Genomic DNA, 13,790 nt, shown 5'->3' on the forward strand with positions numbered 1-13,790 from the left:
TCCCATGACCGCCGCACAAGCAGACCATGCACGTGCCCGTAGCGATATCAAGGAATTGCCGGAGGGTTTCAAGCACGACACCCCACGCGTGGAGGACGGAGCCGCGATCTGGCGTATCGCCCGCGACTCGAAGGCACTGGACCTCAACTCCTCCTACAGCTACCTCCTGTGGTGCCGCGACTTCGCCGCCACCTCTGCCGTCGCCCGCGACGCCGAGGGTGAGCCGGCCGCCTTCGTCACCGGCTACGTCCGCCCCGAGCGCCCGGACACGCTCCTCGTCTGGCAGATCGCCGTCGACGACGCGCACCGCGGCCGGGGCCTGGCAGCTGCACTGCTGGACGGGCTGACCACCCGCACCGCGCACGAACTGGGCGTCCGCCGCATGGAAACGACCATCACGCAGGACAACGCCGCGTCCAACCGGCTCTTCGCCTCGTTCGCCGAGCGCCACGGAGCGCCGCACCACCGCGAGGTGCTCTTCGACGCCGGCCGCTTCCCCGAGACCGGCCACGAGCCCGAGGTGCTGCACCTCATCGGCCCGTTCGCACCACCGGCCGGCCCCCTGCGCTGACGGATCCGGCGCCCGCGGCAACCCCGTACCCGCAGTCGTCCGGCACGTCCCGTGCCACCGCCGGACACCCTCACCCCCTCAGTCTTCGTACTCCCTCACGCCACTCATCTCCCTGGAGCATGCTGTGACCATCACCCAGCCCGACCTGAGCGTCTTCGAGACCGTGGAGTCGGAGGTGCGGAGCTACTGCCGCAGCTGGCCGACCGTGTTCGACCGCGCGCAGGGCAGCCGCATGATCGACGAGGACGGCCACACCTACCTCGACTTCTTCGCCGGCGCCGGCTCGCTCAACTACGGCCACAACAACCCGGTGCTCAAGCGCGCCCTGATCGACTACATCGAGCGGGACGGCGTCACCCACGGTCTGGACATGTCCACCACGGCCAAGCGGGCGTTCCTGGAGTCCTTCCAGAACATCGTGCTGCGCCCGCGTGACCTCCCCTACAAGGTCATGTTCCCGGGCCCGACGGGCACCAACGCCGTCGAGGCCGCGCTGAAACTGGCCCGCAAGGTCAAGGGCCGCGAGTCGATCGTGTCCTTCACCAACGCCTTCCACGGCATGTCGCTCGGCTCGCTCGCCGTGACCGGCAACGCCTTCAAGCGCGCCGGCGCCGGCATCCCGCTGGTGCACGGCACCCCGATGCCGTTCGACAACTACCTCGACGGCAAGTACCCGGACTTCCTCTGGTTCGAGCGTCTCCTGGAGGACCAGGGCTCCGGCCTGAACACCCCCGCCGCCGTGATCGTCGAGACGGTCCAGGGCGAGGGCGGCATCAACGTCGCACGACCCGAATGGCTGCGTGCGCTCGCCGATCTCTGCGAGCGCCGCGACATGCTGCTGATCGTCGACGACATCCAGATGGGCTGCGGCCGTACCGGTGCCTTCTTCTCCTTCGAGGAGGCGGGCATCACGCCGGACATCGTCACCGTCTCGAAGTCCATCAGCGGCTACGGCCTGCCGCTCGCGCTGACCCTGTTCAAGCCCGAGCTGGACGTCTGGGAGCCGGGCGAGCACAACGGCACCTTCCGCGGCAACAACCCGGCGTTCGTCACCGCCGCCGCGACGCTGGACACCTACTGGGCCGACGGCCAGATGGAGAAGCAGACTCTCGCCCGCGGTGAGATCGTCGAAGCACACCTGAAGGCCATCGTCGATGAGCACCCCGAAGCCATCGCCGAGTACCGCGGGCGCGGTCTGGTGTGGGGCCTGGAGTGCACCGACAAGCCGCTCGCCAACAAGATCGCCAAGCGCGCCTTCGACCTGGGTCTGCTGATCGAGACCTCAGGTCCGGAGAGCGAGGTCATCAAGCTGCTGCCGGCACTGACGACCACCCCCGAGGAGCTGGACGAGGGTCTGCGGATCCTCGCCCGCGCCGTCCGCGACTGCGCCTGAGCAGTCCCGAGGCACCACCGCTCCGCATCCGTTTCACAGAAAGGCACCGACTCACCGTGATCGTCCGATCCTTCAAGGACATCGAGGGCACCGACCGCCACGTCAAGGCCGCATCCGGCACCTGGGAGAGCAAGCGCATCGTGCTCGCCAAGGAGCGCGTGGGCTTCTCGCTCCACGAGACCACCCTGTACGCGGGGACCGAGACCTCGATGTGGTACGCGAATCACATCGAAGCCGTGCTCTGCGTGGAGGGCGAGGCCGAGCTGACCAACGACGAGACCGGCGAGAAGCACACCATCACGCCCGGCACGATGTACCTGCTCGACGGCCACGAGAAGCACACCATGCGGATCAAGAAGGACTTCCGCTGCGTCTGCGTCTTCAACCCGCCGGTCACCGGCCGTGAGGACCACGACGAGAACGGCGTCTACCCGCTGCTCACCGAGCCCGAACCGGAAGCGGTCCGGTAGCCGACAGGCCCGGGACGCCGCCCGTCTGCCCCGTCCGGCAGTGGAGGAAGGCACGCATACGCGCGTAGGACAAGAGCACGTACGAGAGGAGAGGAAGGCAACACCATGACCACCGCACCCGAGCGCACCGCCGACCTGTACCCGACCCGTGGATCCACCGAAGTGATCACTCCGCGGAAGGATCCGGTGGTGTGGTCGCAGCCCGGCACGGCAGGGCCCTTCCAGCCGTCCGAGCTGAGCGACTTCGAACGCGATGGCTTCTTCGCCATCGGGGAACTGCTCACCGCGGAGGAAGTCGCGGTGTACCGCACCGAACTGGACCGGCTCGTCCACGACCCGACGATGCGCGCGGATCCGCGCTCCATCATCGAGTCGAAGTCGCAGAGCGTCCGGTCGGTGTTCGAGGTGCACAAGATCAGCGAGGTGTTCGCCCGCCTGGTCTCCGATCCGCGCGTGGTCGGCAGGGCACGTCAGCTCCTCGGCTCGGACGTCTACGTCCACCAGTCGCGGATCAACGTGAAGCCCGGCTTCGGTGCCTCCGGCTTCTACTGGCACTCCGATTTCGAGACCTGGCACGCCGAGGACGGTCTGGCGAACATGCGCACGGTCTCGGTCTCGATCGCACTCACCGAGAACTACGACACCAACGGCGGCTTGATGATCATGCCTGGCTCGCACCGGCACTTCGTGGGGTGCGAGGGCGAGACGCCGAAGGACAACTACAAGCGGTCGCTCCAGATGCAGGACGCGGGCATCCCGTCGGACGAGGTCCTGACGAAGATGGCCGACAAGCACGGCATCCGGCTGTTCACCGGAGCGGCCGGCTCGGCGACCTGGTTCGACTGCAACGCGATGCACGGCAGCGGCGACAACATCACGCCGTATCCCCGCAGCAACGTCTTCATCGTCTTCAACAGCGTGGAGAACACCGCGGTGGAGCCGTTCGCGGCGCCGGTGAGGCGTCCCGAGTTCATCGGTGCCCGTGAATTCACACCGGTGAGATAGTTTCCCGGCGCCGGCCCGGCCGGCACATGCGGGTGGCGAGGCCGCCGCGCGGAGGAATCCGTGCGGCGGCCTCGCCGTGTGCGACGACGAGAGTGGAGGAAGTGCTGATGGGTGCCGACCGGTTGCCGGGGATCGTCCTGAGGGACCACGTCCAGGAGGTGCCGCTCGACCACGACGCTCCGGACGGTGAGCGGATCGCGGTCTACGGGCGCGAGGTGGTGGCCGCCGGGCGGGAGCGGGAGGAACTGCCCTGGCTCGTGTATCTCCAGGGCGGTCCCGGCTGCCCCGCGCCGCGCCCGCTGGGCCGGGAGTCCTGGCTGGCCAGGGCGCTGGACGACTACCGCGTGCTGCTGCTCGACCAGCGCGGTACCGGCCGCTCGGCGCCCGCCAACCGGCAGACGCTCGCGCTGCGCGGCGGTCCCGACGCCCAGGCCGCCTACCTGGCGCACTTCCGTGCCGATGCGATCGTGCGGGACGCCGAGCACTTCCGCGGGCGACTGGCCGGTGACGGCACCCCCTGGAGCGTGCTGGGGCAGAGCTTCGGCGGCTTCTGCACCGTCGCGTATCTCTCGCGGGCGCCCGAGGGGCTGCGCGAGGCGTTGGTGACCGGCGGGCTGCCGGGGATCGACGCGAGCGCCGACGACGTCTACCGCGCGGCCTATCCGCGGGTCGCCCGCAAGAACGCCGCGCACTACGCGCGCTATCCGCAGGACGTGGCCGCGGTGCGCGACATCGCGGAGCACCTGTGCACGCGCGAGGTGCGGCTGCCGGGCGGCGGGACGCTGACCGTCGAGGCGTTCCAGGCGCTCGGCCTGATGCTGGGCAGCGGCAACGGGTCGCACGTCCTGCACCATCTCGTCGCCGACGCGTGGGTACAGGGCACCGCCGGGCGGGAGCTGGGCGACGCGTTCCTGGAGGCCGTGCAGGGTCATCTGTCGTACGCCGCGACGCCGTTGTTCGCCGTGCTGCACGAAGCGATCTACGGGCAGCGTTCGGTGGATCCGGGGCCGACCGGGTGGGCGGCGCAGCGGGTGCGGGACGGGCTCACCGCGCACCCGGAGTTCGCCGTGCGCACGGCGCTCGACGGCACCGGGCCGCTGTATTTCACCGGCGAGATGATGTATCCGTGGATGTTCGACACCGACCCGGCGCTGCGTCCGCTGAAGGAGACCGCGCAGGCGCTCGCGGAGCGGACGGACTGGCCGGACCTGTACGACGCGGGGCGGCTGGCCGCCAATGAGGTGCCGGCCGCCGCCGCGGTCTACTTCGACGACATGTACGTCGACACCGCGCAGTCGCTGCGGACCGCCGAACGGATCCGCGGCCTGCGGGTGTGGGTGACCAACGAGTGGGAGCACGACGGCCTGCGGGTGAGCGAGGGCGCGGTGCTCGACCGGCTGATCAGGACGGTGCGCGGGGAGGTGTGAGCCCCGGGCTGCGGGTCAGTCCTTGCCGAGCAGGTCGAGCAGCAGGTCCACGTCGTCGTCGGAGTTGTAGAGGTGGAAGGCGGCGCGCAGCAGTCCGTCGCGCACGGAGACGCGTACGCCGGCGTCGGCCAGGCGGTCCGCTGCGTCGGCGATGCCGGGGGCGGAGACGATCGCCGAGCCGGGGGCGGGGCAGGGGGTGATGCCGCGGGCGCGCAGCCCTTCGCGGTAGCGGGCGGCCAGGGCGGTGTTGTGCGCGTGCACCGCGGGCACCCCGATCTCGCCGAGCAGGGCGAGGGACTGCGCGGCGCCCGCGTAGCAGTAGTTGGCGTGCGCCTCGTCGAAACGCCGTGCGGTGGCGGGGAGTTCGGCGATCGGTCCGTAGCAGGACGCGCCCGGGTCCTCGCCCGCGGCCCAGCCCGCGTGCAGCGGGTCGGGCCACTCGGCGCGCTCCCCGCCGAACACCATGAAGGCGGTGCCGCGCGGGCACAGCAGCCACTTGTACCCGCCGCCGACGACGTAGTCGAAGTCGGCGGCGCGCAGCGGCAGCCACCCCGCGGCCTGGGTGATGTCGAGGTAGGTGCGCGCGCCGGCCGCCCGCGCGGCGTCGCGTACGGCGTCCATGTCGGCGATCCTGCCGTCGAGCGACTGCACGGCGCTGAAGGCGACCAGCGCGGTGCCGGGGCGGACCGCGTCGGCCAGCTCGTCCAGGGGCACGGTGCGGAGCGTGAGGCCGGGGTGGGCGGCGAACGGGTTGACCAGGGAGCTGAAGTCCCCTTCGGGTGCCAGGACTTCGGAGCCCGGCGGGAGGGTCGTGGCGAGGAAGGCGGACCGCACCGCCACCGAGCTGCCGATCGCCACCCGGTCGGCCGGTACCCCCAGCAGCCGGGCGTAGGCCGTCCTGGCGTCGGCGGATGAGCCGAAGTAGTCCCGGCCCATGCTGCCGTACGAGAGGGATTCGTCGAGTGCCGCACGCACGGCGGTGGCGGCGCGCAGCGGAAGCAGGCCGCTGGACGCGGAGTTGAGGTAGCGGGTCTCGGGCGCGAATTCGGCCCCGCCGAGTGACGCGTGTCGCTGCATGGACCCACTCTGCGCCACCGGCCGCCGCACGTCCACGGCGGGTGGCCGCCACCGGCCCGCGCGACTCCTTGTTCCCGCAGGTCACAAGGGGTTCGGCGGGCCGGTATCGGATCACTTCCCGGGGACGGCGCACCCGTCGTCGCCGCAGACATCCGCCGACGCGTCCGGCAGGATCTGCACGGGGCGCTCCGCGTGGGCCCGCTCCAGAGCCTGCCGGAAGACCTCGGCGGGCTGGCCGCCCGAGATGCCGTAGCGGCGGTCGATGACGAAGAACGGGACGCCGGACGCGCCCAGTTCGGACGCCTCGCGCTCGTCGGCGCGCACCGCGTCCGCGTAGGCCGTCGGGTCGGCCAGCACCCGGGCGCTCTCCTCGGCGGGCACTCCGGCCGCGGTGGCGAGTGCGGTGAGGGTTTCGGGGTCGTCGAGGGGGCGGGCCTCGGCGAAATTGGCGTGGTAGAGCGCGCCGATCAGCGCGTCCTGGACGCCGTGCTCCTTGGCGAGGTGCAGCAGGCGGTGCAGGTCGAAGGTGTTGCCGTGCAGCCGGTCCGAGCGGTAGCCGAGGCCCTCGCCCGCCGCCGTTTCGGCCACCCTGGCCTCCATCGCCTCGGCCTGCTCGCGGCTCACGCCGTACTTGGTGGCGAGCATGTCGAGGACGGGGACGCCGGAGGACGCCGGGGCGTTCGGGTCCAGCTCGAAGGAGCGGTGCACGACCTCCACGTCGTCGCGGTGCGCGAAGCCGGCCAGACCGGACTCGAAGCGGGCCTTGCCGATGTAGCACCAGGGGCAGGCGATGTCGGACCAGATTTCGACGCGCATGGGGTGACTTTCCTCGTACGGGGGATGGTCACGGGACAACCCGGGCGGGCGGCGGGGTATTCCCCGGGGTGTCCGGCGGGTGCGGCGTCTCATCGGCGGGCGGGGTCACCGGCAGGGTCAGGGTGAGGTGGGTGGCGTCGGGGGCGGGTCTGCGGGCCGGGTCGGGGCGCCAGCCGAGTGCCGCGTAGAAGGTGCGGGCGCGGTGGTTGTGCCAGACCACGTCCAGGAAGGCGACGGCGCAGCCCGCGGTGTGCCAGGCGCGGTGGCAGGCGGTGTGCAGGGCGCCGCCTGTGCCGGTGCCCCAGTGGGCGGGGTCGACCTGGAGCTGGTGGAGGGTGACGGTGCCGGGGGCGGTGCCCGTGGCGTACCAGGCGGCGCCGAGTATCCGGCCGTGCCGCTCGGCGCACAGCGCCCGCGCGTCGCCGTCCGCGAGGGCGCGTTCCCAGCAGGCGCGGGTCCTGGCCCGCTCGGCCGGTTCGTCGAAGGGCACGCCGGGGAACCGCAGCCGGTCGTGGGCGGCGCGGGCCCTGGCATGCAGGGCGGCTATCCGCTCCAGGTCGGACGGGGTGACCGTGCGGACCCGGAGCGGGTGCCCTTCGCGGCACACCGGTTACGCGTGCTCGGCGCGGCCGTCGACCCGGCGGGGCAGGCCGAGCGGGTTGTCCTCGCGCAGTTCCGGCGGGAGCAGTGCGGGCGGGGTGTCCTGGTAGGCGACCGGGCGCAGCCAGCGTTCGGCGGCGGTGGTGCCGACGGATGTGGCGGTGGAGGTGGTGGCCGGGTAGGGGCCGCCGTGGTGCTGGGCGGGGGCGACGGCGACGCCGGTGGGCCAGCCGTTGACGACCACCCGTCCGGCCAGCGCGGTGGCGTCGGCCAGCAGCCGGGCGCCGCGGCCCGCGCCGTCCCGGCCCGCGCTCTCGTCGGCGCCGAGCTGGAGGGTCGCCGTGAGGTTGCCGGGGAGCCTGGCGAGTACGGCGGCGACCTCGGCCTCGTCGGTGTAGCGGGCGAGGACGGTGACGGGTCCGAAGCACTCCTCCAGGAGGAGGTCGTGGGTTCCGTCTTCGGCGAGCGCGGCGGCGGCGAGTGTGAGGAATCCGGCGCTGACGGTGTGTTCGCCGCCCGCTCCTGGGGTCACCGGTGCCTGGACTCCGGGGAGCGCGGCGCGGGTGCGGACGCCGTCGAGGAAGGCGTCGCGCATCCGGTGGTCGAGCAGCACCCCGGCCTCGGTGTCGCTGACCGCGGCGGTCAGTGCCGTCAGGAGCCGGTCGCCCGCCTCGCCTTCGGGGGCCAGCACCAGGCCGGGCTTGACGCAGAACTGGCCGGTGCCGAGGGTCATCGCCCCGGCGAGCCCGGCGCCGATCGCCTCGGCGCGTTCCGCCGCGGCTGACTCCGTGACGACGACGGGGTTGAGGCTGCCCAGTTCGCCGTGGAAGGGGATGGGGTGCGGGCGGGCGGCTGCGGCGTCGTGGAGGGCACGGCCGCCGCGTACCGAGCCGGTGAATCCGGCGGCGCGCACCTGCGGGTGGCGGACCAGGTCGAGGCCCGCCTGGAAGCCGTGGACCAGGCCGATCACGCCGTCCGGGAGCCCCACGTCGGCGGCTGCCCTGCGCAGCAGCGCGGCGCAGAGTTCGGAGGTGGCCGGGTGGTCGGGGTGTGCCTTGATGACGACGGGGCAGCCGGCCGCCAGGGCGCTGGCGGTGTCGCCGCCCGGCACGGAGAAGGCGAGCGGGAAGTTGCTGGCGGCGTAGACCGCGACGGTGCCCAGCGGGATCTTGTAGCGGCGCAGGTCGGGGCGGGGCGGGGCGAGGGCGGGGTCGGCGTGGTCGATGCGGACGTCGAGGAAGGCGCCCTCGTCGACGCTGTCCGCGAAGGACCGCAACTGGTAGGTGGTGCGGGCCAGTTCGCCGGTGAGCCGGCCGGGGCCGAGCGCGGTCTCGGCGTCGGCGGCTTCGATGACCCGCTCCCCCGCCGCGTCCAGCAGGTCGGCGGCGCGGCGCAGCAGCGCGGCGCGGACGGCGCGGTCGGCGAGGGCCGGGCGGGCGGCGTGCGCGGCCCGTACCGCGGTGTCCACCTCGGCCGCTGTGGCCTCCACCGCAACCTGCTCGCGACGCTTCCCGGTACGGGGGTCGACACTCCAGACTGGTGCTGCTGCCGCTGCTGCCACCGTGCATTCCTCCCGGGCGAACGCTTGCCGCACCCAGGATCCCGTTCTATATGCTGAACAGCGTCCCGGATACTGAATACTTGGGACTCTATGGCGGTCCGAACAGAGGGGTCAAGGCGATGTCAGCTGCCGATACCGGTGGATCGCAGGTCAAGTCCGCGGTGCGGACGGTGGAGCTGCTGGAGTACTTCGCCGGCCGCCCCGGCATGCACAGCCTGGCCTCCGTCCAGGAAGCCGTCGGCTACCCCAAGTCCAGCCTGTACATGCTGCTGCGCACCCTCGTCGAGCTGGGCTGGGTCGAGACGGACGGCACCGGCACCCGGTACGGCATCGGCGTCCGCGCCCTGCTGGTCGGCACGTCGTACATCGACGGCGACGAAGTGGTGGCCGCGGCCCGGCCGACCCTGGACCGGCTCTCGGACGACACCACCGAGACCATCCACCTCGCGCGCCTGGACGGCGTGAACGTCGTGTATCTGGCGACCCGTCAGTCCCAGCACTACCTGCGGCCGTTCACCCGGATCGGCCGCCGGCTGCCCGCGCACTCCACCTCGCTGGGCAAGGCGCTGCTCGCCACGTACACCGACGACCAGGTCAGGTCGATGCTGCCGCCGACGCTCGCGGCGCTGACCGAGCACACCCTCACCGACCGCGAGCAGCTGATCGAGGAGCTGCACACGGTGCGCGAGCAGGGCTACGCGGTGGACCGCGAGGAGAACACGCTGGGGCTGCGCTGCTTCGGCGTGGCCATTCCGTACCGCACGCCGGCCCGGGACGCCATCAGCTGCTCGGTGCCGGTGGCGCGGCTGACCCCGGCCCACGAGCAGATGATCAAGGACACCCTGTTCGACGCCCGGGACCGGCTGACCCTGGCGACCCGGCGGCTGTGAGCGGGCGGACGGTCCGCCCACGGCCCGCGACGGCCGGGGCGCCGCCGATACCACACACGAGCGCGCAGAGCGATCACCCGATCACCCCTACGTCACCGTGTCGCCCGACACCTTCCACATCCCCGCGCTGACCTGGCACTTTGCGAGACGGCTCGGGCGACACGCCCCCCGGGCGGGCGAGTTCTGACCCGGCGTCAGCAGGCTCCGGGCGCGCCGGACCGCTTATCTCGGAGGCAGAAGGCGCGGAACCCCCGACGTTCCGGCGGCGCACCGACGTGCCGCGACCGCGCTTCGCGGAGGTTCCTCGCATGCGCTCCACTCGACTGCACCTCGGGTCCGCGCTGGCCGTCGCCGTTCTGGGGCTCGCCCCCGTACCGGCGCACGCCGACGACTTCGGTGTGGTCGACGCCGCGCCCCGTCCCGCCGTTCCCGGGCACACCGCGACGCTGTCCACGGCGGACTGCCAGGGCGGCGGCCCGGCGCGGGTGGACGCCGGTTCGCTGGGCGCAGGCACCCTCACCCTGATCCCCGGCGCGGACGGCGGCCGGCTGGTCGCCACCCTCCCCGTCAAGCGGGGCCTGGCGTCCGGCAATTACGGCATCAGCGGCAGTTGCCCCGACGGCACCCAGCTCACCGGGGCGGTGAAGGTCGCCGCCCCGGTGACGAAGACCGGGGCGGGCACCCGGTCCGGCGCGGCGGACGGCGCGGTGATCGGTGACGGGCGAGGCGGTGAGCGGTACGGGCCCGCCGCATCGGCCCCGCACGCCCCCACGGGACCGCCCCGGGGCATGGTGCACGCCGGGACCGGCAGCACCGGCGACGGATCCGGCTCCGCCGAGATCACCGCGGGGGTGGGCGCGTTGCTGGTCGCGGGGGCGGGCGGCATCTGGATGCTGCGCCGCCGACGTACCGGCGAGCGGGCCTGACACCGGCCGGAACACCGTTCGGATACGCCCTCTTGGAGGCAGGGAATCGCGATGGGGATCAGGAGCCGTGTGAGCGGCGGGACGACCGGCATATCCGTACTGACGGTGGCGTCCCTGGGCGCCGGGATCTGGCTCATCGCCACCGGCGCGCAAACCACCGCACCGCCCCAGCCGTCCACCGCCCAGGCGTTCGGCGCCCGAGCGGTCGCCCCGCACGGCGCGGGGGCCGGGGCGGGGGACGCCGCGGCGCCGCTTCCCGCGGCACGGCCGCTCCGCGTCACGGTGCCGGCCGCCGGCATCGACGCGCCCCTGACCGCGCTGCGCCTGGACGCGCACGGCACCCTCCAGGCGCCGCCCGTGCGGCCGGGGAACCTGGCCGGCTGGTACCGGGGCGGCACCGCACCCGGCGCCCGCGGCACCGCCCTGATCGCCGGTCACGTCGACACCGATGAGGGCCCGGCCGCCTTCCACGACCTGGGGTCGCTGAAGAAGCGCAGCACCGTCGAGGTCCGGCGTGCGGACGGCAGGACCGCGGTGTTCAGCGTGGACGCGGTCGAGGTCTACCGGGGCGACGACTTCCCCGACGCCAAGGTCTACGGTCCGTCCCGGCGGGCCGAGTTGCGCCTGATCACCTGCGGCGGCGGCTTCGACGGACAGCGGCACGCGTACCGCGGCAACGTCGTCGTCTTCGCGCACCTGACCGGCAGCGGGTAACCGCGGCGCAGGGGGGCCACATACGCCGGGGCGGCCCGCGGGAGCCGCCCCGGTCCGGTGTTCAGCGCCGGGCCCGCGCGGGCCCGGCCAGCGCCGTGCGTACGGCGGCCAGGTCCGCTTCGCTCGCCAGACCCGCGTGGTAGAGCCGCAGTTCGGTGGCGCCGAGCGAGGCGGCGTGCGCGGCGTCGGCGGCGAGCGTGCCGGGGCTGCCGCCCATCCCGGAGACCACGGTGAGGTTGGCGGCCACGGCGGCGCCCGCCGCGCCGGGCGCCGCGGCGAACGGGGTGAGCGCGTCCGCCCGCGCCGCCGCGCCGCCGCCGCAGGGCACCACCACGCCGTCCGCGTACCCGAACACCCCGGCCGGGTCCACACCCGGGTTGGGCCCGCAGCGGTGCGCGGCCGGGTCGGCGTGCAGCAGGACCCGGAACTCCCCGGTGGCCGCCGCGCGGACCGCCGCCACCGCCGCGCGCCGTAGGCCGTCGGCCGCCCCGTCGCGCCAGGTGCGTGCCACCGCCGCGCGGTCGGCGCCGAGCAGCGCCTCGACCGCGGGCCACTCCCCCGCCCTGCCGTCCGCGCCCACGGGGTCGGCGGCCCCGGCCCACAGCGGTTCCAGCGCGCGGACGACGGCGGTGCGCAACTCCTCGGCTTCCAGGCCGAGTTCGGCATAGCCGCGGCGGCAGACCGGGCAGAAGCACAGCGACATCAGGTACTGCGCGGCGCCGGAGAGCGGCACCCCGCCGATCTTGTCGTGGGCGTGCAGATGCGCCATGCCGTACCAGCCGCAGGACTCCAGCTCGGTGCCGCGGGCACCGGGCCGTGCCGCCGCCTCCGCCGCGAGCGCGACGAGATGGTCGTGCACCTCGGGGCGGGCGATGCACGGCGCCCAGGGGTAGGGGTCGCCGTAGGCGTTGCGCACGACGGATGACGGATGGTCGGCGCCCAGGCGGGAGTTGTGGGCCAGGACCACCCAGCTGTGCACCTCCAGACCGGCCCCGGCCAGCGCCCGCGCGGCCTCGCCGAACGGGTCGGGGCCCGGCATCCAGTCCTGGACGCGGGGGCGCAGCTCCCGGCCCGCCCAGTGCGCCGGGTCCGGCGGGTAGAGGACCGCGGAGTGCCGGGCGGTGACGATGCGGTGGCGCGGGTGGCGGGGGGTGAGCGCGCGGGTGGAGTGGTAAGCCGATGCCAGGGTGACCTGCCGGATGCCGAGACCGGCGAGGCGCTGCGCTGCCTCCGGGTCGCCCACCACGTCCCAGGGGTAGAGGAAGGCGGCGGTGCGCATCAGGGGCCGGTCCGTCCGGCAGGGGCCTGCGGGGCGTCGCCCGCCACCAGGCCGAGGCCGTGCCCGATCAGGGTGCGGAGCGTGTCGAGATGCGCGGGTTCCGGTTCGGCCAGCGGCGGCCTGACGTGGCCGACGTCCAGGCCGCGCAGCCGCACCCCCGCCTTGACCAGCGATACGGCGTAGCCGCGCCCGCGGTTGCGCAGTTCGACGAGCGGCCGGTAGAAGCCGTCCGTCAGCCGGGCGACGGTGGCCTCGTCGCCGGTGGCCAGCGCCCGGTGGAAGGCGAGGGCGATCTCGGGTGCGAAGGCGAAGACGGCCGATGAGTAGAGGCGGACGCCCAGGCCGCGGTAGGCGGGCCCGGTCAGCTCCGCGGTGGGCAGGCCGTTGAAGTAGAGGAAGTCCTCGTCGGGGGCGTCGGTGCGGACCGTGCTGATGATGCGCTGGAGCAGATCGAGGTCGCCCAGGCCGTCCTTGAGGCCGATGATGCCCGGCGTCCTGGCCAGTCCGACAACGGTGGCCGGGTCGAAGACGGCGTTGTCGCGCTGGTAGACGATGACCGGCAGCTCGGTGGCCGCCGCCACCTCGCGGTAGTGCCGCAGCAGGCCGTCCGCCCCGGCGACGACGAGGTAGGGCGGCATCGCGAGCAGCCCGTCGGCGCCCGCGTCGCGGGCGAGCCGGGCGAACTGCACGGCCAGCGCGGTGCCGTAGCCGGTCCCCGCCACCACCGGCACCTGCCCGGCGGCCTCTTCGGCGGCGGCGGCGACGCAGCGCGCGTACTCCTCGGGGGTGAGCGCGTGGAACTCGCCGGTGCCGCAGCAGGCGAAGACGGCGGCGGCGCCCGCGTCGATGCCGCGTCGCACATGGGCGCGGAAGGCGTCCAGGTCCACCGTGCCGTCGGGTGCGTAGGCGGTCACGGGGAAGAACAGCAGCCCGTCGAGCCGGGCGGCGAGCCGGGGCCGCCCAGCGGTGGCCGGGGGCGGGTCTGAGGTCACGGGCTCTCCCTGGCGTGCTCGTACGTGTGGCGGCGCGTACGCGTCTCTCCTCGTGCACCGTCGTGCACG

The 13,790-nt window shown here is 73.5% G+C and carries 14 protein-coding genes; 8 read left to right on the top strand and 6 right to left on the bottom strand.

The annotated features are described in order from the left end of the window. Nucleotides 1-4 precede the first annotated feature (4 nt). From ectA to ACIBK8_RS12795, 5 genes are all read left to right on the top strand, one after another. Nucleotides 5-571: a diaminobutyrate acetyltransferase gene (gene ectA, locus ACIBK8_RS12775; protein ID WP_399041761.1), complete on the top strand. Its 567-nt coding sequence runs from the start codon at nt 5-7 to the stop codon at nt 569-571. A 124-nt stretch (nt 572-695) separates the two neighbouring features. Continuing rightward, the gene (gene ectB / locus ACIBK8_RS12780) at nt 696-1,964 is read left to right on the top strand and encodes a diaminobutyrate--2-oxoglutarate transaminase (protein WP_399041762.1); all 1,269 of its coding nucleotides are present in this window, start codon (nt 696-698) and stop codon (nt 1,962-1,964) included. A gap of 56 nt (nt 1,965-2,020) precedes the next feature. Further along, on the top strand, nt 2,021-2,434 hold the full coding sequence (locus ACIBK8_RS12785; RefSeq protein WP_399041764.1) for an ectoine synthase: 414 nt from the start codon (nt 2,021-2,023) through the stop codon (nt 2,432-2,434). Nucleotides 2,435-2,539: 105 nt separating this feature from the next. Further along, nucleotides 2,540-3,439, top strand: a complete 900-nt coding sequence (thpD, locus tag ACIBK8_RS12790; RefSeq protein ID WP_399041765.1) for an ectoine hydroxylase — start codon at nt 2,540-2,542, stop codon at nt 3,437-3,439. A 107-nt stretch (nt 3,440-3,546) separates the two neighbouring features. Beyond that, a complete protein-coding gene (locus ACIBK8_RS12795; RefSeq protein ID WP_399041766.1) occupies nt 3,547-4,866 on the top strand; it encodes an alpha/beta fold hydrolase in 1,320 nt (439 codons plus the stop codon). 15 nt (nt 4,867-4,881) lie between these two features. Here the strand turns inward: ACIBK8_RS12795 and ACIBK8_RS12800 are convergent, their stop codons facing one another. From ACIBK8_RS12800 to ACIBK8_RS12815, 4 genes are all read right to left on the bottom strand, one after another. Next, nucleotides 4,882-5,943 (bottom strand): aminotransferase class V-fold PLP-dependent enzyme, encoded by a 1,062-nt coding sequence (locus ACIBK8_RS12800; RefSeq protein WP_399041767.1) that lies wholly within the window; start codon nt 5,941-5,943, stop codon nt 4,882-4,884. 111 nt (nt 5,944-6,054) lie between these two features. Further along, nucleotides 6,055-6,759 carry a DsbA family oxidoreductase gene (locus tag ACIBK8_RS12805; protein ID WP_399041768.1) on the bottom strand — a complete coding sequence of 235 codons (705 nt, stop codon included), beginning with the start codon at nt 6,757-6,759 and terminating at the stop codon, nt 6,055-6,057. A gap of 28 nt (nt 6,760-6,787) precedes the next feature. Further along, nucleotides 6,788-7,366, bottom strand: coding sequence for a GNAT family N-acetyltransferase (locus ACIBK8_RS12810; protein ID WP_399041769.1), 579 nt, complete (start codon nt 7,364-7,366; stop codon nt 6,788-6,790). A 3-nt stretch (nt 7,367-7,369) separates the two neighbouring features. Then, entirely contained in the window at nt 7,370-8,920 is a 1,551-nt protein-coding gene (locus tag ACIBK8_RS12815) for an aldehyde dehydrogenase (NADP(+)) (protein ID WP_399041770.1), read from the bottom strand. 119 nt (nt 8,921-9,039) lie between these two features. Between ACIBK8_RS12815 and ACIBK8_RS12820 the strand changes: the two genes are divergently transcribed. The 3 genes from ACIBK8_RS12820 to ACIBK8_RS12830 all read left to right on the top strand — a co-directional run bounded on the left by ACIBK8_RS12820 (nt 9,040) and on the right by ACIBK8_RS12830 (nt 11,450). Next, nucleotides 9,040-9,810 (top strand): IclR family transcriptional regulator, encoded by a 771-nt coding sequence (locus ACIBK8_RS12820; RefSeq protein ID WP_399041771.1) that lies wholly within the window; start codon nt 9,040-9,042, stop codon nt 9,808-9,810. Nucleotides 9,811-10,118: 308 nt separating this feature from the next. Next, a complete protein-coding gene (locus tag ACIBK8_RS12825) occupies nt 10,119-10,736 on the top strand; it encodes a hypothetical protein (RefSeq protein ID WP_399041772.1) in 618 nt (205 codons plus the stop codon). Between the two features lie 51 nt (nt 10,737-10,787). Then, nucleotides 10,788-11,450, top strand: coding sequence for a class F sortase (locus ACIBK8_RS12830; protein ID WP_399041773.1), 663 nt, complete (start codon nt 10,788-10,790; stop codon nt 11,448-11,450). A 61-nt stretch (nt 11,451-11,511) separates the two neighbouring features. On the opposite strand, the gene ACIBK8_RS12835 is transcribed toward ACIBK8_RS12830, so the two are convergent. Both ACIBK8_RS12835 and ACIBK8_RS12840 read right to left on the bottom strand, forming a co-directional pair. Continuing rightward, nucleotides 11,512-12,729 carry a hypothetical protein gene (locus ACIBK8_RS12835; protein WP_399041774.1) on the bottom strand — a complete coding sequence of 406 codons (1,218 nt, stop codon included), beginning with the start codon at nt 12,727-12,729 and terminating at the stop codon, nt 11,512-11,514. After that, a complete protein-coding gene (locus ACIBK8_RS12840) occupies nt 12,729-13,721 on the bottom strand; it encodes a 5-dehydro-4-deoxyglucarate dehydratase (RefSeq protein ID WP_399041776.1) in 993 nt (330 codons plus the stop codon). Before ACIBK8_RS12840 ends, ACIBK8_RS12835 begins: the two co-directional genes overlap by 1 nt. Between the last annotated feature and the right edge of the window lie 69 nt (nt 13,722-13,790).

This window comes from Streptomyces sp. NPDC050161 (genome assembly GCF_044460025.1).
Lineage (GTDB): Bacteria > Actinomycetota > Actinomycetes > Streptomycetales > Streptomycetaceae > Streptomyces.